Below are 24,750 nucleotides of genomic sequence, written 5' to 3'. Positions count from 1 at the left end.
CCTCGAACTATTCCATTAATAATAGCTATGATCGTAGGCGGTTAACGGCAAGATTACCATAGGAAACAAAGGTAAGACGCCAAAGGATGAAAACATCCTTTGGCAAGTGAGGGAGTTAGTCGAGCTTAACGCCTAAACGGTGAGCAACCGCTTCATAGGCTTCAATCAGGCCACCCAGGCTCTGACGGAAACGGTCTTTGTCCATTTTATCCAGGGTTTCTTTGTCCCACAGGCGGCTACCGTCCGGGGAGAACTCATCACCCAGCACCACTTCGCCTTTGAACAGACCGAACTCCAGCTTGAAGTCGACGAGGATCAGGCCCGCATCGTCAAACAGCTTTTTCAGCACGTCGTTGGCTTTGTAGGTCAGCTCTTTCATGCGCGCCAGGTTCTCTTTATTGACCCAGCCGAAGGTTTCGCAGTAGGAATCATTGACCATCGGATCGTGCATGGCATCGTTTTTCAGGAACAGGTCGAACAGCGGTGGATTCAGTTCGATACCTTCTTCAATACCCAGACGCTTCACCAGGGAGCCTGCTGCACGGTTACGAATAACGCACTCAACCGGAACCATATCCAGTTTTTTCACCAGACATTCCGTATCGGACAGCAACGCTTCCATCTGAGTCGGGATACCCGCTTCGGCCAGTTTGGTCATAATGAAGTGGTTAAACTTGTTGTTCACCATGCCTTTACGATCGAACTGCTCAATGCGCGCGCCATCCCCTGCTGACGTATCATTGCGGAACTCGAGCACCAACAGATCCGGGTTTTCCGTGCTGTATACGGTCTTCGCTTTGCCACGATACAACTCAGCTTGCTTCTGCATCTTCATTACTCCTGGTGTGATGATTTGTGTTCAAAACTGGGCATATTATGCCACGCACACGTTTGCGTGGCACGAAAATAAAAAGGGCGGGATTAACCCGCCCTCGTATTTATTTGCTGAATGCTGCCTGGAAGACAGCGACCAGCGCATCGTTCTGCGACTGGGTCAGCGTGTGACCTTTTGGATCGATAAACTGCAGACTACTGCGGTTATCAAGGTCGCCTACCTGAATCTTGTAATCACCGGAGGCAAGCTGAGGATCTTTGGCGCCCAGCTCCAGCCATGCACTGTCGGACAGTGGCTTATAGGTTGCCGTCATGCTACCGGTTGAACGGGTGCTGTCGGTCACTTTCATGCCCACTTTTTCCAGCGTCGCTGGCAGACGCTGCCAGGTCTGGTTAAACGGTGCACGCACCACCAGCATTGGCAGGCCGGTATCGTCCGCACCGCTCTGAACGTCGAAGGTGACGCCGTTACGGCTCTGCGCCGCATTTGCGGCATCAGTGGCAGTCTTATCCAGACCCGCGGCAATCACGTTCAGCATTTCAGTGCTGTAACGCTGCAGGGAGGCGGCATCCGCAACCGGTTTGCCCGCCTGCTCCAGGTTTAACAGCTTAACGTTAACCGCCTGCTGATAACCCTGTGGTTTAACGGAGACTTGATAACGTCCACGGTACTGCTGATCTTCATCCAGGCGGTTCCACTCGATCCAGTCGGTGGTTAAGGTCTGGCTGGCGTCATCGCGTTTATCAATGGTGTAGTTCTTCGCCTGAATAACGCTCACCACCTGTGGCCACAGATTGCTTCCGCGCGCGCTTTCAACCAGCAGAGACGCCGTATCACCGGTGAACTGGGTACGCGCTCCGCTGACCAGCGCCAGAGGCTGAGCGGGTGGACGAATATCAAGCGCTTTACCCACCAGGCCACTGCCATTGGTGACGGGGATATTATAATCGCCGTTCTGAATCGGCAGGATCATACCAGCCGGTGCATGAAGTTCAGCAAGCGGGGTCGCATCCAGATAGGATTCATCACCGCTCACCTGGCGCTTGTAGCGCGAGTCTGAACTACAGGCAGCGAGCAGCATAACAAGCGAAACACTCGCAACCTTCGCCAGGCGCGACTTCTGTACTGAATAAGCCATCAAATCTCCCTAAACTTTACAGCAAACCGGCATGCTTCAGCGCTGCCCTGACGATGTCGCGACCGTGGTCGGTAATCGGTGTCATTGGCAAACGCAGCGTATCGGATGCTACAAGTCCCAACTCCTTACACGCCCATTTCACGGGGATCGGATTGGGTTCGACAAATAATTTATTGTGCAGCGGCATCAGGCGCTGGTTAATGACGCGTGCCTCATCAAAGTGACCGGCTGCGGCCAGTTTGCACATTTCAGCCATATCGCGCGCCGCAACGTTTGACGTTACGGAGATCACGCCATGACCACCGAGCTGCATAAAGTCCAGCGCGGTCGCATCATCACCACTCAACAGGATAAAGTCGTCTGAAACCAGCTCTTTGATCTGATGAACGCGGCTTAAGTTCCCTGTCGCCTCTTTAATACCGATAATATTTTTTACTTCCGAGAGACGACCAACGGTTTCCGGCAGCATATCGCAGCCAGTACGGGACGGCACATTATACAGAATTTGTGGCAAGTCAGTATGTTCAGCGATGGCTTTGAAGTGCTGGAACAAACCTTCCTGGGTAGGACGGTTGTAATAAGGGGTCACCGTCAGACAGCCAACGATGCCGCTGTCATTAAAACGTTTGGTCAGGCTGATCGCTTCTGCGGTTGCATTAGCGCCTGTCCCCGCGATGACCGGAATACGTCCGTCAGCCAGCTCCAGGGTCAGCATAACCACATCGCCATGCTCTTCGTGGCTCAGCGTTGCAGATTCACCGGTAGTCCCTACCGAAACGATCGCCGAGGTTCCATTGGCGACATGGTAATCAATCAGCTTCTTCATGCTAGACCGGCAGACGTTACCTTTTTCATCCATCGGTGTTACAAGCGCGACAATACTTCCCGTGAACATGAGCCATCCTCTGTGCGAACAAGAGCCTCAATGGTACGTTTGGAACTGTAATAAAAGCAAGCGACCTGAGGCCCTCAGGCGGTTGTATGCATGTTTTTTTTATGCTTTCCTTAGGAAGACTTAACCATGCAAAGGAAGAACAGGTTTGACAACCTCATCACAACATTACCTGGTTATCACTGCGCTGGGTGCCGACAGGCCGGGTATCGTGAACACCATCACCCGTCACGTGAGCAGCTGCGGCTGTAATATCGAAGACAGCCGTCTGGCAATGCTCGGCGAAGAGTTCACGTTTATCATGCTGCTGTCCGGAACATGGAATGCCATTACCCTTATTGAATCCACCCTGCCGCTGAAAGGCGCGGAGCTGGATTTGCTGATCGTGATGAAACGCACTACCGCGCGCCCGCGCCCGGCCATGCCCGCTACCGTCTGGGTGCAGGTTGAAGTCACTGATTCCCCGCATCTGATCGAGCGTTTTACCGCGCTGTTCGACAGCCATCAGATGAACATTGCCGAGCTCGTTTCCCGCACGCAACCGGGCGACGAGAGCACCGTTCCCACGCTCTTTATTCAAATCACTGCACACAGCCCTGCCTCACAGGATGCGTCAAATATCGAGCAAGCGTTCAAAGCCCTCTGTACAGAATTAAACGCGCAGGGCAGTATAAGCGTCGTCAATTATTCGCAGCACGAACAGGATGGAGTTGAGTAATGAATCCACTGAAAGCCGGTGACATCGCACCGAAATTTAGCTTACCGGATCAAGACGGTGAGCAAGTAAATTTGACCGACTTCCAGGGACAGCGTGTTCTGGTCTATTTCTACCCGAAAGCCATGACCCCCGGCTGCACCGTACAGGCCTGCGGCTTACGCGATAACATGGACGACTTGAAAAAAGTCGGTGTGGAAGTGCTGGGTATCAGCACCGATAAACCAGAAAAGCTGTCACGATTTGCGGAAAAAGAGCTGCTGAACTTCACGCTCCTTTCCGACGAAGACCACCAGGTTTGCGAGCAGTTTGGCGTCTGGGGTGAGAAAACGTTTATGGGTAAAACCTATGACGGCATTCACCGCATCAGCTTCCTGATTGACGCTGACGGTAAAGTTGAACATGTGTTTGACGACTTCAAAACCAGTAATCACCACGACGTGGTGTTGAACTGGCTGAAAGCAAACGCCTGATCAACAGCAAAAAGGCAACGTCAGTTGCCTTTTTTAATGTTTGCTCCCTCTCCCGTGGGAGAGGGTTGGGGTGAGGGCATCAGCCCGCACAAAATCTACTTCTCTTCCACCGCCGGTACATCCGGCCAAGCGTGCACCACCGCTTTAATCAGCGTGGCCAGCGGAATCGCAAAGAATACGCCCCAGAACCCCCACAGCCCGCCGAAAATTACCACGGATAAGATAATCACCAGCGGATGCAGGTTTACCGCTTCGGAGAACAGCACCGGTACCAGCAGGTTCCCGTCAAGCCCCTGAATAATCAGGTACACCGCGAAGCAGCTCCAGAACTCCGTCCCCAGACCAAACTGGAACAGCGCGACGCCCACCACCGGAATGGTGACCACAAACGCGCCGATATACGGAATCAGGACCGAGAATCCCACCAGCACGGCCAGCAGCAGCGAGTAGTTGAGGCCGAAGATCACGAAACCAATCCAGGTTGCTACCCCCACCAACATCATCTCCAGCACCTTGCCGCGAATGTAGTTAGTGATCTGCTGGTTCATCTCTTCCCAGACCTGCCCCGCCAGCCCGCGGTTGCGCGGCAAAATACGCCGCACGGCGTTAAGCATCTGGTCTTTATCTTTGACCAGGAAGAAAACCATCAGCGGCACGAGCACGAGGTAAACGGCCAGAGTGAGCAGCCCCACCAGTGAGGCCAGCGAATATTTCACCACCGAGTCGCCCATCGTCATGATGCGGGCACGCATGTTTTCCGCCATCGCGTCGATGATACCGGCGTCCATTAACGCGGGATAACGGCGCGGCAGGGTGGCGGCGAAATCTGAGAGCTTATTCAACATGCCGGGCATGTCGCGGATCAGGTAGATCCCCTGCTGCCAGGCCACGGGCATCACCACGAAGGCCATCAACAGCAGAATGCCGACAAACAGCACCAGGACGATGCTTGCCGCCCAGCGACGAGAACAACCGATATGTTCCAGGCGCGCCGTTGGCCACTCCAGCAGATACGCCAGCACAATCGCCACCAGCAGAGGCGCGAGAAGGCCGCTGAAGAAGAACAGAATACCGAACCCGGCAACCAGAATAACCAACAAAGCAATGGCTTCCGGGTCACTGAACCGACGCCGGTACCACTGCATTAACATTTCGAGCATACAACCCTTCCCTGAATCGAATGGCGGGAGTGAGACGGTGAATTGTATCTAACTGTCACAAAAAAGACTTTCGCTTTTTGTATCCCTGTCACAATCCGCAAAAGCCTGATGAATGGGATTTTCTTCATGCTGTAACACAGCTACACTCGCAGGGCAGCAGAGATGAACGATATGGCGGTTCATCGGTCAAATTAGCACATCCAACATACAGGACAGTGGTTATGTTCAGGCAGTTGAGAAAAACACTGGTTGCAACACTGATTGCCGCAGTGACGGTCGGTCAGGTGTTGCCCGCTTTCGCTGACTCGTCCGACTCATTGCCGGACATGGGCACCACAGCAGGAAGCACGCTCTCTATCGGGCAAGAGATGCAAATGGGCGATTACTATGTTCGCCAGCTGCGCGGCAGCGCCCCGCTGATTAACGATCCTTTGCTGGTACAGTATATTAACGGGCTGGGGATGCGTCTGGTGGCGCACGCCGACTCGGTCAAAACGCCCTTCCATTTCTATTTAATCAATAACGACGAAATTAACGCCTTCGCCTTCTTTGGCGGGAACGTGGTGCTGCATTCGGCGTTATTTCGCTACTCTGACAACGAAAGCCAGCTGGCTTCGGTGATGGCGCACGAAATTTCACACGTCACCCAGCGCCACCTGGCGCGTGCAATGGAAGACCAGAAGCGCAATGCCCCGCTCACCTGGGTGGGAGCGCTGGGTTCTATTCTGCTCGCAATGGCCAGCCCACAGGCGGGGATGGCGGCACTGACCGGTACGCTGGCCGGAACGCGTCAGGGGATGATCAGCTTCACCCAGCAAAACGAACAGGAAGCGGACCGTATCGGCATTCAGGTTTTACAGCGTTCGGGCTTTGACCCGCAGGCCATGCCGACCTTCCTGGAAAAACTGCTCGATCAGGCACGTTACTCTTCCCGTCCCCCGGAAATTTTACTTACCCACCCGTTACCGGAAAGCCGTTTGTCGGATGCCCGTAACCGTGCCAACCAGATGCGCCCGGTCGTCGTGCAGTCGTCTCAGGACTTCTATATGGCGAAAGTGCGAACGCTCGGCATGTACAACTCCGGGCGTAACCAGCTGACCAGCGATCTGCTGGACACCCTGGCGAAAGGCAACGTGCGTGAAAAAAACGCCGCGCAGTATGGCCAGGCATTACAGGCGATGGAAGCCAGCAAATACGACGACGCGCGTAAAGCGCTGCAGCCCCTGCTGGCCGCAGATCCGAATAACCCGTGGTATCTCGATCTCTCGACGGATATCGATCTGGGGCAGAAGAAAACCACCGATGCGATTAACCGCCTGAAAGGGGCGAAAGACATACGCACCAACCCGGTGCTACAGCTTAACCTTGCTAACGCTTATCTACAGGGCGGTCAGCCAGCGGAGGCTGTGACCATCCTGAACCGCTATACCTTTAACAATAAAGATGACCAGAACGGCTGGGAATTGCTCGCCCAGGCCCAGGGGCAATTGGGTAACCGCGATCAGGAGCTGGCCGCGCGTGCTGAAGGCCTGGCACTGGCGGGTCGCCTCGATCAGGCGATTTCCTTGTTGAGCAGTGCCAGCTCGCAGGTCAAACTCGGCAGCCTGCAACAGGCCCGCTACGACGCGCGTATCGACCAGCTGCGTAGTCTGCAACAACGCTTTAAGCTGTACGAGAAGATGTAATCAAGGAGAAATTATGACAGACGCGGTAAAAATTTATCATAACCCTCGCTGCTCCAAGAGCCGCGACACGCTCAGCCTGCTGAAGTCTAACGGTATCGACCCTGACGTGGTGTTGTATCTCGACACACCGCCGGACGCGCAGACGCTTCGTCAGCTGCTGCACATGCTGGGAATGGGCAGCGCGCGCGAACTGATGCGCCAGAAAGAGGATCTGTATAAGTCACTGAATCTGGACGACACGTACCTCAGCGAAGACCAGCTGATTCAGGCGATGGTTGACAATCCAAAGCTGATTGAGCGACCGATTGTGGTGGCAAACGGTAAAGCACGCATCGGCCGTCCGCCGGAAGATGTCCTCGACATCCTCTAGTCCTTACGCCGCAGCGCTTCCAGAAACGCCTGCGGCGTACTTTCTCCCAGCTTTTTCTGCGTTTTACCCCGGTTATAAAACTCGCATAGCGTGATAACAACCTCTCCAGCCGGTTCATCATTCACTCGCGGAATAATATCCCGGAGCGGTAGCGCCACCTGCAGCGCATTGTGCTTGTGTGGATGAGCGTTAACAACAACGTCTTGTGCAGGTAGTGTCGGTTCAAAACCAAAAGTCTCAAGAGTTTGTACATCAGCAGGACAGGCCTCCAGCAGCGCGCGCGTCCAGGTAGTGAGCAACTGCGGCGAAAGACCCGCATAGAGCCGGGCATAACACCAGCCGCTCACCGGTTCGCGCGCCCACAGCAGGTGTTGTTCGCCCCCATCATCCATATGCAGCGACAAAGGCTGATGATACAGCAGCAGCGTATGCGGCCTGATGCCAGCTTTCAGCGCCTTTTTTCCCTGCAACGAAGCCCCTTTTTGTTTCGCGGGTGCCGGTTTGAGATAGCGACTCAGCGTTGCCCGTGAGACGGGGATGCCCAGGATATCGTTAACTATCTGCAGCAATTCATCTAATGGCGCACCTGATATGTCGCGCAGGGCATTAACCAGTGCAACCTGCTCTTGTCTCAGCGCTTTGTGTATCACTTTTGGCGTAGTGTGGTTATCCGAAACCCGATCGCGGTTGCGCCAGCGCCTGACGGTAGTGACCGAGATCCCCAGCTCAACGGCCAGTTCCCTGTCGCTTTTATCAGACTGCTGAAGGTAGCGGCGGATGCGCGGCGTGGTGGTGGCATTGGCGTGCAGTTTGATTTCCATTCCAATCCTCCTGAAACCAATCTTATGAGATTTATATTATACAAGCGATTGCTTTGTGACCGATTTCACCTTTCGCTCACCGCGCTTCACTGATAATCCACAGACATAACATAAACAACACCCCTCAATCTTGTACGGAGTTCACAATGAACAATGTTCTGGGATTTCTTGAAGCAAAACTGATGCCGCTGGCGGCGAAAACGGCCCAGCAGCGCCATCTCGGGGCCATTCGTGGTGCCTACGTTTCATTCATGCCATTTATCATCGTCGGCTCCATTCTGCTCGTCATCTCGTCGTTCCCGAATCAAACCTATCAGCAGTTTATGTCTCAGGCCTTTGGTGAGAGCTGGAGCGCGATTATCGAAATTCCTTCAATGCGGTCTTCTCCACCATGTCGCTGTTTATCAGCTTCCTGGTCGCCTTCCGCCTGGCCGAACACTATGGCGAGGACCGTATCTCCTGCGGCATCCTGGCATTGGTCGCATTTTTAATCCTGACGCCGTTTATCAAAGTGGCGGAAAACGGCGGCATTACCGTCATACCGGTAGAGTGGATTGGCAGCAAGGGGCTGTTTGTGGCGATGATCGGTTCGCTGCTGTGGACGGAACTGTTCTGCTGGCTGAAGCGCAAAAATCTGGTCATTAAAATGCCGGACGGCGTGCCGCCTGCGGTGCAGGAGTCCTTCGCAGCGCTGATCCCGGCCCTGCTGGTCATGATACTGGTGCTGGGTATCCGCATCATCTTCGAAAATACCCACTACAACACCATCCATCAGTTCATTTACGAGGTGGTCGCCACGCCGGTACGCCACTACGGCACCTCTTACTTTGGCGCGCTGATGACCGTATTCAGCATCACTATTCTGTGGTCAGTGGGGATTAACTCCGGCTCGATGATCAACGGCATCATTCGTCCGCTGTGGATGGAAAACCAGACCGATAACATCGCCGCCATTCAGGCGGGCACGACGCCGCCGCACATTATTACTGAACAGTTTTTTGACATGATCTGGATGGGGGGAGCGGGCGCCACGCTGTCGCTGGTGATTGCGATGCTGATTTTCGCCCGCAGTAAAAACATGCGCGAAGTGGCGCGCCTCGGCGCGGGGGCGTCGGTGTTTAACATTAACGAGCCGATCCTGTTTGGCCTGCCGGTGATCATGAACCCGATCATGCTTATTCCGTTCAACCTGGTGCCGCTGGTGCTGGTTACCGTGCAGTATGCGGCGATGAAAATTGGCGCGGTCGCCGTCACCACCGGGGTGTTTATCCCCTGGACGCTGCCACCGGTCATCAGCGGTTTTATCGTTACCGGGCACCTGAGCGGCAGCGTGATGCAGCTTATCAACCTGCTGATTGGCGCCATGTTGTACCTGCCTTTCATGCGTATCGTGGACAAACAGTACCGTGCTGCGGAGCTGAGCACGGTCACGCAAACTGACACCACCCTTGCAAAACAGGAGTAAAGCATGTGGGGAATTATCGCAACCTGGCGAATGGCGCTTGAAGGCGTAACGGAATCTGCATCTGCCCTGGCGGCGGGAAAACCGGTCTCAGCAGCGGTGGTGGATGCCGTCGCTGCCGTGGAAGACTTCCCGCTGTATAAATCCGTCGGCTATGGCGGGCTGCCTACCGAAAACGGCGAAGTCGAGCTGGATGCGGCGTACATGGACGGCGACTCGCTGGCGTTCGGTGCCGTAGGAAATCTGGTGGATATCGCCAATCCGGTGCGCGTGGCGCACGCGCTGAGCCGCCAGCGCTACAACAGCCTGCTGGTCGGCCAGGGCGCACGTGAATGGGCACTGAGCCAGGGCTTTGCCGACAAAACCATGCTCACGGAGCGCGCCATGCAGCACTACCGCAAGCGCTGCCGCGAGACGCTGGATAAAGGCTTAAGCCCGTACGACGGACACGATACCGTCGGCATTATCGGTCTTGATAAGCAGGGTTCCATGAGCGTCGCCACCTCCACCAGCGGCCTGTTTATGAAAAAACGCGGCCGCATTGGGGATTCCCCTATTATCGGCTCCGGCTTTTACTGCGACAGCGAAACCGGTGCCGCTACCGCCACGGGCGTCGGTGAAGATCTGATGAAAGGCTGCACCAGCTACGAAATCGTTCGCCGGATGGCGCAAGGTATGTCGCCGCAGCAGGCCGCAGATTCAGTGGTGTTCGAGCTGGAAGATAAGCTGATGTCGCGCTTCGGTCGCGCGGGCGATCTCTCCGTGGTGTGCATGAATAACAAGGGCGAGTTCGGCGCCGCGACGAATATCAAAACCTTTTCGTTTGTGGTGGCGACGGCTCGACAGCCTCTCACCGTTTATCGCACAGAGCGTCTGCGGGAAAAAACGCATTATCACGCGGTAGACGATGAATGGATGCAGGCCTATGCCGCGCGGATCCGCGCCCCGATTGAGGAGTCATGATGATTACATATCAACTCTTTACCGCACTTTCCGACGCAAAGCCGCAAAGCCATTTCATCGCCCGCACCGCCTGTGCGCATTTGCCGCAAACTGCGCTTATCGCGGAAATGCGCGAGTCCAGCGGCATCGCTGACGCCCGCTTTGGCTGCGCCCCTTTTGCCCGGATCACGCTGCTCCCCGATGCGCTCTGGCACGATAGCCTGACAGAAGGATTGCTCACGGCGCTGCGCCCGCTGCTGGCCTCACCCGTGAGTCCCGATGTGATGCTGGACGTGACAAATATCGACGACGTCGTGCTGGCGCAAGTGCTGCGTTTTCTCTTTAATCAGGCGCACCGGCTGAGCGATTTGCAGCTAAAGAAAACCGACGATGACGTCCGTATTGCGCATATCATCGCCCTCTGCCTGCCGGAACAACAGGCGAAGCTGGAGGGGGTTTTCCGCCAGCAGCAGGCTATCGCGCACGGCATGGTCGCGGCACGACGTCTGGCGGATATCCCCTCTGACCGGTGTACGCCGCAGTTTGTGGTAGAAGAGGCACTAAAGCTCTGCGCCCTCTTCCCCGCCCTGCGCTGCGAAGTGCTCAACGAAAAAGAGATTGTTGAGCACGGCCTGGGTCTACTGCACGCCGTCGGCAAAGGAGCCACCTGCCCGCCACGTCTGCTGGCGATGCATTATGATGGCACTCACGACGGCCCGGTGCGCTGCTATGTGGGAAAAGGCATCACCTTTGATACCGGCGGTCTGTGGCTGAAAGAAGGTGCGGGCATGTACACCATGAAATATGACATGTGCGGGGCGGCTAACGTGCTGGGGCTGATGCTCACCGTGGCAGAGCTGGGATTACCCGTACGCATCATGGGCGTGCTGGCACTGGCAGAAAATGCCATCGGCCCCAATGCGATGCAGCCCGGCACGGTGGCAACAGCCTGCAACGGCACCACGGTTGAAATCAACAATACCGATGCTGAAGGTCGACTGGTGCTGGCGGATGCCATCGCCTGGGCCAGCCAGCGGCATCCGCAGACGCGCTATATTATTGATATGGCGACCTTAACCGGTGCAGTCGTGAAGGCGCTGGGGTATGAGCTAAGCGGGCTAATGACGCAGGATGAACCGCTGCGCAGTGCGCTGACGCAGGCAGGGAAACAGAGTGGCGACGAAGTGTGGTCCCTGCCGCTGGATGCGCGGTTGAAAAAGCAGACCGACAGCGCCATCGCCGATCTGTGCAACACGCCAACCAACAATGCGGCGATAAGCGCCTCGGCGGCGTGGTTGCTGCATCACTTCTGCCCGCCAACCATTCCGTGGGCGCATCTGGATATCAGCGGCACGGCGCTGTGGCGTGAAGGTGGACGGAGCGTGGCATCAGGACGGCCGATTCCACTTCTGGTAGAGCATCTGTTGGAGGATCTTTAGCCGGGTGGCGGCTACGCCTTACCCGGACTACAAAGAGCACTTGTAGGCCCGGTAAGCGTAGCGCCACCGGGCGAAAACACTCAAAGCTTAAGGATATCTTTCACAAACGGAATGGTCAGCTTGCGCTGGGCGGTAATGGAAGCGCGATCGAGCTGATCGAGCGTATCGAACAGGGTGCGCATTTCCCTGTCCAGGCGCTTGAGCAGGAAACGGCCCACGTCTTCCGGCAGCTCAAAGCCACGCTGCTTTGCGCGCAGCTGTAATGCCTGAAGCTTATCTTCATCCGACAGCGGCTGGAGCTTGTAGATTTGCCCCCAGTCCAGACGTGACGCCAGATCCGGCAACCCAAGATTGAGCTGGCGCGGTGGACGATCGCCGGTGATCAGCAGTCGGGTTTTGCCCGACTCCAGAATGCGGTTATAGAGGTTAAAGATCGCCATTTCCCACGGCTCATCCCCCGCCACGCATTCGATATTATCGATGCAGACCAGGGAGAGATGTTCCATTCCCTCCAGCACGTCAGGCACGAACCAGGTACGTTTATCCAGCGGCACATAGCCTACCGCATCACCGCGCGCCGAAAGCTCCGCGCAGGCGGCATGCAACAGGTGGCTGCGCCCCGCGCCTTCGCGTGACCAGATATAGATGTATCCGCTGTGCTCCTGGCGCAGCACGTTTTGCAGTGCAGCCAGTAAAGAGGGGTTATCACCCGGCCAGAAACTCGCAAAAGTTTCATCGTCAGGGAGATAGAGTGGCAGAGAGAGCTGTGCCGGTCCGTTCAGAAGTACCTCAACCAGATCTTACGTAAAATCGGAACGGAGTTTAACACGGAACCTGCAAGGAGAGAACCGGGCGGATCGTCCACCCGGTTAAAGGATCAATGTGGCGCTTTTTCGCTTTCGTCAGCGTCCAGGACCACCTCTTCCGGGCGGATCACCGAGATCAGCTTGAAAATCAGGCTCAGGCCCACGCCGACGATGGTCGCCAGCGCCATGCCTTTCAGCTCGGCCGCACCGATGTGCACCTTCGCACCGCTCACGCCGATAATCAGAATGACCGAGGTGAGGATCAGGTTCTGCGCTTTGCTGTAATCCACTTTCGATTCAATCAGCACGCGAATCCCGGAGGCACCGATTACCCCGTACAGCAGCAGCGAGACGCCGCCCATGACCGGCACCGGGATGATCTGAATCGCTGCCGCCAGCTTACCCACGCAGGAGAGCAGAATGGCAATAATCGCCGCGCCGCCAATAACCCAGGTGCTGTAGACGCGGGTGATTGCCATCACGCCGATGTTCTCACCGTACGTGGTGTTTGGCGTGGATCCGAAGAAACCGGAGATGATGGTGGAGAAACCGTTCGCAAACATGGAGCGGTGCAGACCCGGGTCGCGGATTAAATCACGCTTCACGATGTTCGCCGTTACCACCAGGTGGCCGACGTGCTCCGCAATCACGACCAGTGCGGCGGGCAGAATGGTGAAGATAGCAAACCACTCGAAGCGCGGGGTGTAGAAGGTTGGCAGCGCGAACCAGTGCGCCTCGGCAATCGGTGTGGTATCCACCACGCCCATCACGAAGGAGAGCGCATAGCCCGCCAGCACGCCGATCAGGATCGGGATAATCGCCATAAAGCCGCGGAACAGCACGGAGCCAAACACCGTCACGCCCAGCGTCACCATCGAGATAATGATGGTTTTAGAATCCGGCGATTGCCCGTCCGCAGGCAGCAGACCGGCCATATTCGCCGCCACGCCCGCCAGTTCGAGACCGATGACGGCAACGATTGCGCCCATCGCCGCAGGGGGGAACATCACGTCCAGCCAGCCGGTACCGGCTTTCTTCACAATGAAGGAGACCAGGCAGAACAGTACGCCACACATGATAAAGCCGCCCAGCGCCACTTCATAACCCAGCGGCAGCAGCAATAGCACCGGAGAGATAAAGGCGAAGCTCGACCCGAGATACGCCGGGATTTTGCCTTTACAGATAAAGAGGTACATCAGCGTACCGATGCCGTTGAACAGCAGCACGGTAGCCGGGTTAATGTGAAACAGGATTGGCACCAGCACGGTTGCGCCAAACATGGCGAACAGGTGCTGCAAACTAAGCGGGATAGTCTGTAAAAGCGGCGGTCTTTCACTCACCCCGATAGCACGGCGCGTCATAGTGTTTTCCTCTGAGTTTTGTTGTTGGTGTTTTATTCAAAAAAAAGCCGACTATCAAAGTCGGCTTTTTTATCGTTATTCGATTATTTCGTACCAAAGATCTTATCGCCGGCATCGCCGAGCCCCGGAATGATGTATCCGTGCTCGTTAAGACCCTGGTCGATAGAGGCGGTGTACAGCTCAACGTCCGGGTGCGCTTTTTCCAGCGCCGCGATCCCTTCCGGTGCCGCAACGAGTACCAGCACCTTAATGCTGCTGCAGCCCGCTTTTTTCAGCAGGTCAATGGTGGCGATCATTGAACCGCCGGTCGCCAGCATAGGGTCAACCACCAGCGCCATACGTTCGTCGATGTTGGACACCAGCTTCTGGAAGTAAGGAACCGGCTCCAGCGTCTCTTCATTACGGTAGATACCGACCACGCTGATGCGCGCGCTTGGTACGTGCTCTAGCACGCCTTCCATCATACCCAGACCGGCACGCAGGATAGGCACGACGGTAATTTTCTTCCCTTTGATCTGCTCAACCTGCACCGGGCCGTTCCAGCCTTCGATGGTGACTTTTTCCGTTTCCAGATCAGAGGTTGCTTCGTAGGTCAGCAGGCTGCCCACTTCAGAAGCCAGTTCGCGAAAACGCTTCGTGCTGATGTCATGCTCACGCATCAGGCCCAACTTGTGTTTAACGAGTGGGTGTTTCACTTCCACAATCTTCATTCTCTTTCTCCTCTGAGGTGGCATCCGCAAAAAAATCGCGGGATTATACCGCTTTTTTCGGATTGCGCCATACCCATCTTGCTTGACATATGTCAATCAAAGACAAAAAAGCCGGAGGCTGGGCTCCGGCTTGGGTGCGGGGTTCTGCCGGGTGGCGCTAACGCTTACCCGGCCTACAAATCCCGTAGGCCCGGTAAGCGCAGCGCCACCGGGCAATTATAGCTGCTCGCCGTTGCTCGCAATCACCTGCTTATACCAGTCGAAGGACTTTTTCTTGCTGCGGTTCAGCGTGCCGTTCCCTTCATTGTCTTTATCGACAAAGATAAAGCCGTAGCGTTTTTTCATTTCACCGGTGCCGGCAGACACAAGGTCGATACAGCCCCACGGGGTGTAGCCCATCAGATCTACGCCATCTTCCACCACCGCTTTTTTCATCTCGCGGATGTGCGCAGAAAGGTAATCAATGCGGTACCGATCGTTTACCGTGCCGTCACTCTCCTGCACGTCAATCGCGCCAAAGCCGTTTTCAACAATGAACAGCGGCAACTGGTAGTGATCCCAGAACCAGTTCAGGGAGTAGCGCAGCCCAACCGGGTCAATCTGCCAGCCCCAGTCGGATTTCTGCACATACGGGTTAGAGACCAGGCTCTTGCTCTCGTCGTAATCAAGCTGCGGGTTGTCCGCCGTCGCCTTGGTGGCAAAGGACATGTAATAGCTGAAGCCGATATAATCAACGCAACCCTGGCGCAGCGCTGCTTTATCCTCATCGGTAATATCCAGCGCGAACCCGCGACGTTCAAAGTAGTTGAGCAGATGCTGCGGGTACTTACCGCGGACGTGCACGTCGGTAAACCAGTAGCGACGGTGCATCGCATTCATCGCCATCATCATATCGTCCGGCGCGCAGGTCAGCGGATAGATAGGACACATAGCAATCATGCAGCCGATCTGCAGCGACGGATTAATTTCGCGTCCCGCCTTCACCGCCAGGGCGCTGGCCACCAGCTCGTAGTGCGCGGCCTGGAACATGACCGGCTCACGGTCTTCACCCGGCGCATACTTCAACCCGGAGTTGGTGAACGGCGCAAAATCTTCGTGGAAGTTAGCCTGGTTGTTGATCTCATTGAAGGTCATCCAGTATTTCACTTTATGCTGATAGCGCTGGAAGACCACTTTTGCAAAACGAACGAAAAAGTCGATCAGCTTACGGTTGCGCCAGCCGCCGTATTCCGTCACCAGGTGGAAAGGCATCTCGAAGTGAGAAAGCGTAATAACCGGTTCGATGCCGTACTTCAGGCATTCGTCGAACAGATCGTCATAGAATTTCAGGCCAGCCTCATTAGGCTCCCGCTCATCGCCTTTCGGGAAGATACGCGTCCAGGCGATGGAGGTACGGAAACATTTGAACCCCATCTCGGCAAAGAGTCTGATGTCTTCTTTATAACGATGGTAGAAATCAATGGCTTCATGGTTAGGGTAATTCTTCCCTTCCAGCACGCCGTTGGTGATTTCACGCGGTACGCCATGCGCACCCGCCGTCATGACGTCGGCAACGCTTACGCCCTTGCCGCCCTCTTTCCAGCCGCCTTCCAGCTGATGCGCCGCAACGGCACCACCCCACAGAAAATCTGCTTTAAATCCTGACATTCGCTTTCCCTCATTCTGCGTTATTTTCTGCAAAAACAATTACAGAAACCGGTTTCAGTTCGATGATGTGCAAAGGGGTTATCCGTTGCAAGCAGATCACCGAAACCGGTTTCATTTTCGTGAACAGAGTCAAGTTTGTTGCCCCGCAATGGCCAGAGAGAAAAAAAGATCCCTCCACCGAGAATAGGCTCGCAAACGTTTGCCTGGACTGTTAGAATTGCGCCGATTTTTCTTACTAGCTATGCAATCGCGTGGGGACTTGAGCCGTGACCAACAAAACTTCTCTCAGCTACAAAGATGCCGGTGTTGATATTGACGCAGGTAATGCGCTGGTTGACCGAATCAAAGGTGTGGTGAAAAAAACCCGCCGCCCGGAAGTGATGGGGGGTCTGGGTGGATTCGGCGCACTGTGCGCGCTGCCGCAAAAATATCGTGAACCTGTTCTGGTCTCGGGAACTGACGGCGTAGGCACCAAACTGCGCCTGGCGATGGATTTAAAACGTCACGACACGATCGGTATCGATCTGGTTGCGATGTGCGTGAATGACCTGGTGGTTCAGGGTGCAGAACCCCTGTTCTTCCTCGATTACTACGCGACCGGCAAACTGGATGTGGATACCGCAGCCAGCGTCATTAACGGTATCGCCGAAGGCTGTCTGCAGTCCGGCTGCGCGCTGGTGGGCGGTGAAACCGCGGAAATGCCTGGCATGTATCACGGCGAAGATTATGACGTCGCAGGCTTCTGCGTCGGTGTAGTAGAAAAATCAGAAATTATCGACGGCAGCAAAGTGGCTGATGGTGATGTGCTGATTGCGCTGGCTTCCAGCGGCCCACACTCCAACGGCTACTCTCTGGTGCGTAAAATTCTCGAAGTCAGCGGTTGCGACCCACAAACCACTGAGCTTGAAGGTAAACCGCTGGCTGACCATCTGCTGGCCCCGACCCGCATCTACGTGAAAAACGTGCTGGAGCTTATCGAGAACGTTGACGTTCACGCCATTGCCCACCTGACCGGCGGCGGCTTCTGGGAAAACATTCCGCGCGTCCTGCCGGATAACACCCAGGCGGTGATCGACGAATCCTCATGGCAGTGGCCGGCAGTCTTTAACTGGCTGCAGACCGCAGGCAACGTGAGTTCTCACGAAATGTACCGCACCTTTAACTGCGGCGTGGGCATGGTTATCGCCCTGCCAGCAAGCGAAGCCGATAAAGCGGTTAAGCTGTTGACCGAGAAAGGTGAAAACGCGTGGAAAATCGGTACGATTAAAGCCTCCGATTCCGAAGAGCGTGTGGTCATTGAATGAAAAACATCGTGGTGCTCATTTCCGGCAACGGAAGTAATTTGCAGGCCATCATAGACGCCTGCAAACAGAAGAAAATTAACGGCACCATTCGGGCAGTATTCAGCAACAAGGCCGACGCGTTCGGCCTTGAGCGCGCGCGGCAAGAGAGCATTCCCGCGCACGCGCTGGAAGCCAGCCAGTTCGCCGGGCGTGAAGCCTTCGACCGCGAACTGGTTAACGAGATTGATGCCTATGCACCGGACGTGGTCGTACTGGCGGGCTATATGCGTATTCTGAGCCCGGCGTTTGTCGAACACTTCGCCGGGCGACTGCTGAATATCCACCCTTCCCTGCTGCCAAAATATCCCGGCCTGCACACCCACCGTCAGGTGCTGGAAAATGGCGATGAGGAGCACGGTACCTCTGTGCATTTCGTCACCGACGAACTGGACGGTGGCCCGGTGATCCTGCAGGCGAAAGTCCCGGTCTTTGATGGCGACAACGAAGACGACGTGACCGAGCGCGTGCAAACCCAGGAACACGCCATCTACCCGCTGGTGGTCAGCTGGTTTGTTGACGGGCGTCTTGAAATGCGCGACGGTGCAGCCTGGCTGGACGGCGTTAAGCTTCCGCCTCAGGGTTATGCGGCCGAAGAGTAGTTTGTTATGTCGGGTGGCGCTACGCTTACCCGACTTATTGCATTACCCGATATTGCCTCCCCCAACTCTCTAAAATCCCCAATAAAAAAAATAACTGTCATACTTTTCTGGCACTGTTGGACATATCGTGGAAATGCTCGCCATAATAAGGACGAGACGGATTTACCACGTCCTGTGATTGAACTGGAGTGTGAGCTGTAATGGGTCAGGAAAAGTTATATATCGAGAAAGAGCTAAGCTGGTTAGCATTTAACGAACGTGTACTCCAGGAAGCGGCCGACAAAAGTAACCCGCTGATCGAACGCATGCGTTTTTTGGGCATTTATTCCAACAACCTGGATGAGTTCTACAAGGTTCGCTTTGCCGAGCTGAAAAGACGGATCATCATCAGCGAAGAACAGGGCTTAAATTCTCACTCGCGTCATCTGCTGGGTAAAATCCAGTCCCGCGTGTTGAAAGCCGATCAGGAGTTTGACGGCCTGTATAACGAACTGCTGCTGGAGATGGCACGCAATCAAATCTTCCTGATTAACGAACGTCAGCTTTCCGTTAACCAACAAAACTGGCTGCGCCACTACTTCAAACATTATCTCCGCCAGCACATTACCCCGATTCTGATTAACCGCGAAACCGACCTGGTGCAGTTCCTGAAGGATGACTACACCTATCTGGCCGTGGAAATTATTCGCGGTGAGTCCATCAGCTACGCGCTGCTGGAGATCCCGTCTGACAAGGTGCCGCGCTTTGTGAACCTGCCGCCGGAAACCCCGCGCAGACGCAAGCCAATGATCCTGCTGGATAACATCCTGCGTTACTGTCTGGACGACATCTTCAAAGGCTTCTTCGACTACGATGCGCTAAACGCCTACTCGATGAAGATGACCCGTGACGCCGAATACGACCTGGTCCACGAGATGGAAGCCAGCCTGATGGAGCTGATGTCCTCCAGCCTGAAACAGCGCCTGACGGCCGAGCCGGTCCGCTTTGTTTACCAGCGCGATATGCCGGACGCCATGGTGGAGATGCTGCGCGAGAAACTGACCATTTCGCGCTATGACTCCATCGTACCCGGTGGCCGTTACCACAACTTTAAAGACTTTATTGGCTTCCCGAACGTTGGCAAAGCCAACCTGGTGAACAAGCCGCTGCCGCGCCTGCGCCATCTCTGGTTTGATAAATTCCGCAACGGGTTTGACGCCATTCGCGAACGTGACGTCCTGCTCTACTATCCGTACCACACGTTTGAACACGTGCTTGAACTGCTGCGTCAGGCCTCTTTCGACCCGAGCGTGCTGGCGATCAAAATCAACATCTACCGCGTGGCAAAAGATTCCCGCATCATCGACGCGATGATCCATGCGGCGCACAACGGCAAAAAAGTGACCGTGGTAGTAGAGCTGCAGGCACGTTTCGATGAAGAAGCCAACATTCACTGGGCGCGCCGCCTGACGGAAGCGGGTGTGCACGTCATCTTCTCCGCGCCTGGGCTGAAAATTCACGCCAAGCTGTTCCTGATCTCCCGTAAAGAGGGCGAAGACGTGGTGCGTTATGCCCACATCGGAACCGGGAACTTCAACGAGAAAACGGCGCGGATTTACACCGACTACTCGCTGCTCACCGCCGACGCCCGCATCACTAACGAAGTGCGCCGTGTGTTTAACTTTATCGAGAATCCGTACCGCCCGGTGAGCTTTGACTATCTGCTGGTCTCGCCGCAGAACTCGCGCCGCCTGCTGTACGATATGATCGATAAAGAGATCGCCAATGCCCAGAAAGGTTTGTCATCTGGCATCACGCTGAAGCTTAACAACCTGGTCGATAAAGGTCTGGTGGACCGTCTGTATGCGGCGTCCAGCTCCGGCGTGCCGGTTAACCTGCTGATCCGCGGCATGTGCTCGCTGATCCCGGAACTGGAAGGCATCAGCGACAATATTCGCGTTATCAGCATTGTTGATCGCTACCTGGAACACGATCGGGTCTATATTTTCGATAATGCGGGTGATAAACAGGTCTATCTCTCTTCGGCAGACTGGATGACGCGCAATATTGACTATCGAATTGAAGTCGCGACCCCGCTGCTGGATCCGCGCCTGAAACAGCGTATCCTCGACATTATCGAGATCCTGTTCAGCGATACGGTGAAAGCGCGCTATATCGACAAAGAACTCAGTAACCGCTATGTACCGCGCGGCAATCGTCGCAAAGTGCGGTCGCAACTGGCGATTTACGACTATATCAAATCACTCGAGCAACCCGATTAACCTATGCCGATAAATGATAAGACCCCACGCCCGCAGGAATTCGCCGCGGTCGATCTTGGCTCTAACAGTTTCCACATGGTCATCGCCCGTGAGGTGGATGGCGCGCTGCAGATCATCGGTCGTCTGAAGCAGCGCGTACACCTGGCGGATGGTCTTGATGAACGCAGCATGCTGAGCGAAGAGGCGATGGAGCGCGGCTTAAACTGCCTGTCCCTGTTTGCTGAGCGCCTGCAGGGCTTCTCGCCTTCCAGCGTTTGCATTGTGGGGACCCACACGCTGCGCCAGGCGCTGAACGCCCCGGAGTTCCTCAAGCGAGCCGAAAAAGTGATCCCCTACCCGATTGAGATCATCTCCGGTAACGAGGAAGCGCGTCTGATTTTCATGGGTGTCGAGCACACCCAGCCGGAAAAAGGGCGCAAGCTGGTTATCGACATTGGTGGGGGTTCTACGGAACTGGTGATCGGCGAAGACTTTGAGCCGCGTCTGGTGGAAAGCCGCCGTATGGGCTGCGTCAGCTTCGCGCAGATGTATTTCCCGGGCGGCGCCATCACCCGTGAAAACTTCCAGCGGGCGCGTATGGCCGCGGTCCAGAAGCTGGAAAATCTGGCCTGGCAGTACCGTATTCAGGGCTGGAACGTGGCGCTGGGCGCGTCGGGTACCATCAAGGCGGCGCATGAAGTCCTGCTGGCGATGGGTGAAAAAGACGGGTTTATCACGCCTGAACGCCTGACCCTGCTGACCGAAGAAGTGCTGAAGCATAAAAGTTTTGACGCCCTAAGCCTGCCGGGTCTTTCTGACGAACGTAAGGCGGTATTTGTACCGGGTCTGGCTATCCTCTGCGGCGTGTTTGATGCGCTTGCCATTAAGGAGCTGCGTCTCTCCGACGGTGCGCTGCGTGAAGGCGTGCTGTATGAGATGGAAGGCCGCTTCCGCCATCAGGACATTCGCAGCCGCACCGCGCAAAGCCTGGCCAACCAGTACAACATCGACCGCGAGCAGGCGAAGCGCGTGCTGGAAACAACGGTCCAGATGTACGAACAGTGGGAAGAACAGAATCCTAAGCTCGCGCACCCGCAGCTTGCCGCCCTGCTGAAATGGGCCGCGATGCTGCACGAGGTGGGGCTGAACATTAATCACAGCGGGATGCACCGCCATTCGGCCTATATTCTGCAAAACAGCGATCTGCCTGGCTTTAACCAGGAGCAGCAAACCATGATGGCGACGCTGGTGCGTTATCACCGCAAGGCCATCAAGCTCGACGATCTGCCGCGCTTCACGCTGTTCAAGAAGAAGCAGTTCCTGCCGCTCATCCAGCTGCTGCGTCTGGGCGTGCTGCTCAATAACCAGCGTCAGGCCACCACGACGCCGCCGACGCTGAAGCTGACAACCGACGATCACCACTGGACGCTGAGCTTCCCGCACGACTGGTTCAGCCAGAACGCGCTGGTCCTGCTGGATCTGGAAAAAGAGCAGCAGTACTGGGAAGCGGTCACCGGCTGGATGCTCAAAATCAAGGAAGAGAGCGCCGACGTCGCCGCATGATGACTCAGGCGTCCGTGGTGGACGCCTCAGTTTCCGCCAGTGACTCAAGCGCAACCGGCTTGCCAATCAGATAACCCTGCACATAATCGATGCCTAGCGCGTGAACCGCGCTACGTATCTCTTCGGTCTCGACATACTCCGCCACCACCAGCATCTTCTTCATGCGTGCCAGATGGCAGATAGACGCCACAATCTGATAGTCCAGACTGTTGTTGACGATATTACGGATGAAGCTGCCGTCAATCTTGAGAATGTCGGCATCCACGCTTTTCAGCCGCGCATAGCTCGCATAACCGGTACCGAAATCATCAATCGCAATGCGTACCCCCATTTTCTGCAACTGCCTGAGGATGTGTAGCGCCTGTTCCGCGTTGCAGAAGGTGCTGCACTCCGTCACTTCAAAGATCAGCTGCCACGGCTCGATGGCATAGTGGGTCAGCAGACGACTCACCTCGAGCGGGAACTGCACCCGACACACCGTTGAAGGGGCCAGATTAATGGCAAAGCGCTGGCCGGGCAGTTTCTCGCGGTGCGCTGCAAGGAAGCGCAGCGTGTGGTCCAGTACCCACAAATCCACCCGCGAAGAGAGTCCAAACTCCTGGGCAACGGGCAGGAATTGTTCAGGCGAGATTAACAGCCCGTTTGCATCGGTCATGCGCAGCAGCACTTCGTGATAGCTGTCCCCCCGCAGGCCGCGCACGGGCTGAACCAGCAGCGTGAATTCGTTGTTATCCAGCGCACGCTGCAGGCGACTCATCACCGCGACTTTATCCTTCAGGCTACGCTGCAGGTGGACGGCACCACGTTGCTGAAGGTTTTCCGGGTGGTTAGAGGAGAGCGACAGGTCAGCCACTACCCCCAGCTCGCCCAGCACCAGATAGAGGTGGTTGACGGGCGAACGTACATAGCAGTAGCTCACGCCCACCTGCGGCTGCAACGGTATGCCATCCCAGAGAAAGCGGAACTGTTTGATATGCTCGTCCAGAGTTTCAATCCGCTGCTGGTGCGATTCCGCGTTAAGGCGAATCGCCAGGTCACAGCCCGTGAGGTGATAAACCTTTTCGTTGGACTGGAGCCTGGCATTAATCCATTGCGCCAGCCGCTGTTTGTACTGAATGCGCAGCAACACGCCATAGTTACGCCCCAGAATCTCCAGCTCAGGAATACGCACTAAACAGAGCGCCGACCACGGGTTTTTCGCCAGATCGCGCGACAGCGCCCGCAGGTTAGGCATATGCATAACCGGGTCGAGTAACGCCAGCCTGCGGGCACGCTTGTTCACCGCGCGCTGCCGGGTCGCCAGCATCGACATGTAAATCACCACGAACGAAAAGACCAGGTAACTGGAAGAGGTGATCGCCAGCTGAATGTCGTATCCCTGGTTCATTGGGATATAGCGGTAAAAATAGTGGATAGACACCAGCAGTATCGGCGTCCAGATAAGCGAAATCAGCTTATAGCCAAAGCGCATCGCCCCCCAGAGCATCACCGGCATCAGCAACGACAGGGTATAGTTGGTGGTGAAAATGGAACTGTTTTCATTCATCGGGAGCAGCAGCAGCGAAATCAGCCCGCCGAGCGCAACAGCCCAAATCAGAAACTCAGCGGGCGTCACTTTTGCGTCTATCTGGCTACGGATCTGCGAGATGAGACTGTTGAGATAACGCGGATGGCGAATCAGGCGGATCAGCAGATAACATAGCGGCACGCCCGTCAGCCCGCTGACCAGCAGGGCCTGATAGTTAATCAGCGTGCGAATATTAAAAGGGTTCAGCCCCGCCAGGCTCTGACGACTCTCATATATGCCGAGATACACCGCAAACTGGAACAGCACCAGAAACAGCGTCGCAGGGCAGAAGGCCTGCCAGAACATACGCTGCGCCATCAGCCGCACATCGCCATAGGCCGTCATATTTCGTCTGGGCGCAAAAACCCGATAGCCGCCCCAGCTGAGCACTAACGGGACGATAAAATGGAACACACCGGCGACGGTTTCGAACAGCCCGACCGACGGGTAATAGCGAATAAACAGCGCCAGTACAATACCGGGCAGGGCTTCCAGACCAAAAAACATCATCAGCGAAAGCAAAAAAGAGAGCGGTAAATAATAGAGCGCCGCAATGCCGTCGCCCAGCTGCGTGAACGTATTCGCCACGCTCAGCACGGGCAGTAACCCCACCGGCAAAATAAGCGGCAATGCCCACCAGCGGTTTTTATTGTTTTTAAGAAAAGCGAAAATGTTCATAGATGCCCGGTTAAACCCCTTTTACTCCAGAGGGAAAATAAAGACAGGCATCCAACCTGACCTGACGCCGCCCCGGTGATGTGCAGGGCGAACAGTGTGGAGGAGGGATTTTAAATACCAGAGCCGGGAATCCGTTGACTTAAATCAAACTATTTTATGCAAATAAGCCTTAGATGCGTTTTTTTTGAAATAATTTTCCTCATATTATCAATATGGTAAATGCAACAATCAATTTCAATAACAATAATTAATGTAAACACTGACGGTTATTTACACATTGCGGAATTGACCCTGTCTTTCCGCT

The 24,750-nt window shown here is 55.4% G+C and carries 20 protein-coding genes and 1 pseudogene; 11 read left to right on the top strand and 10 right to left on the bottom strand.

Annotation, left to right across the window (positions count from 1 at the left end; translation table 11 throughout):
* Positions 1-115: 115 nt before the first annotated feature.
* From purC to dapA, 3 genes are all read right to left on the bottom strand, one after another.
* Positions 116-829 (bottom strand): phosphoribosylaminoimidazolesuccinocarboxamide synthase, encoded by a 714-nt coding sequence (gene purC / locus O1723_RS06060; protein WP_008501631.1) that lies wholly within the window; start codon positions 827-829, stop codon positions 116-118.
* A 109-nt stretch (positions 830-938) separates the two neighbouring features.
* Positions 939-1,973 (bottom strand): outer membrane protein assembly factor BamC, encoded by a 1,035-nt coding sequence (bamC, locus tag O1723_RS06055; RefSeq protein ID WP_014884765.1) that lies wholly within the window; start codon positions 1,971-1,973, stop codon positions 939-941.
* 16 nt (positions 1,974-1,989) lie between these two features.
* Positions 1,990-2,868, bottom strand: coding sequence for a 4-hydroxy-tetrahydrodipicolinate synthase (gene dapA / locus O1723_RS06050; RefSeq protein ID WP_014884766.1), 879 nt, complete (start codon positions 2,866-2,868; stop codon positions 1,990-1,992).
* Positions 2,869-3,013: 145 nt separating this feature from the next.
* Here dapA and O1723_RS06045 point away from each other — a divergent pair, with 145 nt between their 5' ends.
* Together O1723_RS06045 and bcp are read left to right on the top strand one after the other, a co-directional pair.
* Positions 3,014-3,583 carry a glycine cleavage system transcriptional repressor gene (locus O1723_RS06045; RefSeq protein WP_014884767.1) on the top strand — a complete coding sequence of 190 codons (570 nt, stop codon included), beginning with the start codon at positions 3,014-3,016 and terminating at the stop codon, positions 3,581-3,583.
* Positions 3,583-4,053, top strand: coding sequence for a thioredoxin-dependent thiol peroxidase (gene bcp / locus O1723_RS06040; RefSeq protein ID WP_014884768.1), 471 nt, complete (start codon positions 3,583-3,585; stop codon positions 4,051-4,053). The genes O1723_RS06045 and bcp overlap by 1 nt, the downstream gene beginning before the upstream one ends.
* A gap of 95 nt (positions 4,054-4,148) precedes the next feature.
* Here bcp and O1723_RS06035 read toward each other — a convergent pair whose 3' ends face one another.
* Entirely contained in the window at positions 4,149-5,213 is a 1,065-nt protein-coding gene (locus O1723_RS06035; protein WP_023337586.1) for an AI-2E family transporter, read from the bottom strand.
* 221 nt (positions 5,214-5,434) lie between these two features.
* On the opposite strand from O1723_RS06035, the gene bepA reads away from it, so the two are divergent.
* Positions 5,435-6,898 carry a beta-barrel assembly-enhancing protease gene (bepA, locus tag O1723_RS06030; protein WP_248190618.1) on the top strand — a complete coding sequence of 488 codons (1,464 nt, stop codon included), beginning with the start codon at positions 5,435-5,437 and terminating at the stop codon, positions 6,896-6,898.
* 13 nt (positions 6,899-6,911) lie between these two features.
* Positions 6,912-7,268, top strand: coding sequence for an arsenate reductase (glutaredoxin) (arsC, locus tag O1723_RS06025; RefSeq protein ID WP_023337588.1), 357 nt, complete (start codon positions 6,912-6,914; stop codon positions 7,266-7,268).
* Here arsC and O1723_RS06020 read toward each other — a convergent pair.
* Positions 7,265-8,089, bottom strand: coding sequence for a transcriptional regulator (locus O1723_RS06020; RefSeq protein WP_023337589.1), 825 nt, complete (start codon positions 8,087-8,089; stop codon positions 7,265-7,267). The two genes, arsC and O1723_RS06020, sit on opposite strands and share 4 nt — an antisense overlap.
* Before the next feature lie 146 nt (positions 8,090-8,235).
* Between O1723_RS06020 and celB the strand changes: the two are divergent.
* The 3 genes and pseudogenes from celB to O1723_RS06005 all read left to right on the top strand — a co-directional run bounded on the left by celB (position 8,236) and on the right by O1723_RS06005 (position 11,932).
* A pseudogene (gene celB / locus O1723_RS06015) lies at positions 8,236-9,554 on the top strand (PTS cellobiose transporter subunit IIC).
* A 3-nt stretch (positions 9,555-9,557) separates the two neighbouring features.
* Positions 9,558-10,514 carry a glycosylasparaginase gene (locus O1723_RS06010; protein WP_023337591.1) on the top strand — a complete coding sequence of 319 codons (957 nt, stop codon included), beginning with the start codon at positions 9,558-9,560 and terminating at the stop codon, positions 10,512-10,514.
* A complete protein-coding gene (locus O1723_RS06005) occupies positions 10,514-11,932 on the top strand; it encodes a leucyl aminopeptidase family protein (protein WP_248190645.1) in 1,419 nt (472 codons plus the stop codon). The genes O1723_RS06010 and O1723_RS06005 overlap by 1 nt, the downstream gene beginning before the upstream one ends.
* A gap of 80 nt (positions 11,933-12,012) precedes the next feature.
* Here O1723_RS06005 and O1723_RS06000 read toward each other — a convergent pair whose 3' ends face one another.
* From O1723_RS06000 to O1723_RS05985, 4 genes are all read right to left on the bottom strand, one after another.
* The gene (locus O1723_RS06000) at positions 12,013-12,714 is read right to left on the bottom strand and encodes a DnaA inactivator Hda (protein ID WP_213014348.1); all 702 of its coding nucleotides are present in this window, start codon (positions 12,712-12,714) and stop codon (positions 12,013-12,015) included.
* Between the two features lie 95 nt (positions 12,715-12,809).
* Positions 12,810-14,099: a uracil permease gene (gene uraA, locus O1723_RS05995; protein WP_023337593.1), complete on the bottom strand. Its 1,290-nt coding sequence runs from the start codon at positions 14,097-14,099 to the stop codon at positions 12,810-12,812.
* A gap of 83 nt (positions 14,100-14,182) precedes the next feature.
* Positions 14,183-14,809 (bottom strand): uracil phosphoribosyltransferase, encoded by a 627-nt coding sequence (gene upp, locus O1723_RS05990; protein WP_008501641.1) that lies wholly within the window; start codon positions 14,807-14,809, stop codon positions 14,183-14,185.
* Positions 14,810-15,025: 216 nt separating this feature from the next.
* Positions 15,026-16,456 carry a 6-phospho-beta-glucosidase gene (locus tag O1723_RS05985; RefSeq protein WP_014884777.1) on the bottom strand — a complete coding sequence of 477 codons (1,431 nt, stop codon included), beginning with the start codon at positions 16,454-16,456 and terminating at the stop codon, positions 15,026-15,028.
* A 266-nt stretch (positions 16,457-16,722) separates the two neighbouring features.
* On the opposite strand from O1723_RS05985, the gene purM reads away from it, so the two are divergent.
* The 4 genes from purM to ppx all read left to right on the top strand — a co-directional run bounded on the left by purM (position 16,723) and on the right by ppx (position 22,201).
* On the top strand, positions 16,723-17,760 hold the full coding sequence (purM, locus tag O1723_RS05980) for a phosphoribosylformylglycinamidine cyclo-ligase (protein ID WP_023331057.1): 1,038 nt from the start codon (positions 16,723-16,725) through the stop codon (positions 17,758-17,760).
* The gene (purN, locus tag O1723_RS05975; protein ID WP_014884779.1) at positions 17,757-18,398 is read left to right on the top strand and encodes a phosphoribosylglycinamide formyltransferase; all 642 of its coding nucleotides are present in this window, start codon (positions 17,757-17,759) and stop codon (positions 18,396-18,398) included. Before purM ends, purN begins: the two co-directional genes overlap by 4 nt.
* Before the next feature lie 200 nt (positions 18,399-18,598).
* Positions 18,599-20,659, top strand: coding sequence for a polyphosphate kinase 1 (gene ppk1, locus O1723_RS05970; RefSeq protein ID WP_014884780.1), 2,061 nt, complete (start codon positions 18,599-18,601; stop codon positions 20,657-20,659).
* Between the two features lie 3 nt (positions 20,660-20,662).
* Positions 20,663-22,201 carry an exopolyphosphatase gene (ppx, locus tag O1723_RS05965; protein WP_014884781.1) on the top strand — a complete coding sequence of 513 codons (1,539 nt, stop codon included), beginning with the start codon at positions 20,663-20,665 and terminating at the stop codon, positions 22,199-22,201.
* A gap of 4 nt (positions 22,202-22,205) precedes the next feature.
* Here ppx and O1723_RS05960 read toward each other — a convergent pair whose 3' ends face one another.
* A complete protein-coding gene (locus tag O1723_RS05960; protein ID WP_023337594.1) occupies positions 22,206-24,446 on the bottom strand; it encodes an EAL domain-containing protein in 2,241 nt (746 codons plus the stop codon).
* Between the last annotated feature and the right edge of the window lie 304 nt (positions 24,447-24,750).

This window comes from Enterobacter cloacae complex sp. HYC080_NIDB (genome assembly GCF_056673325.1).
This window is presented reverse-complemented; position numbering and strand designations above follow the sequence as displayed.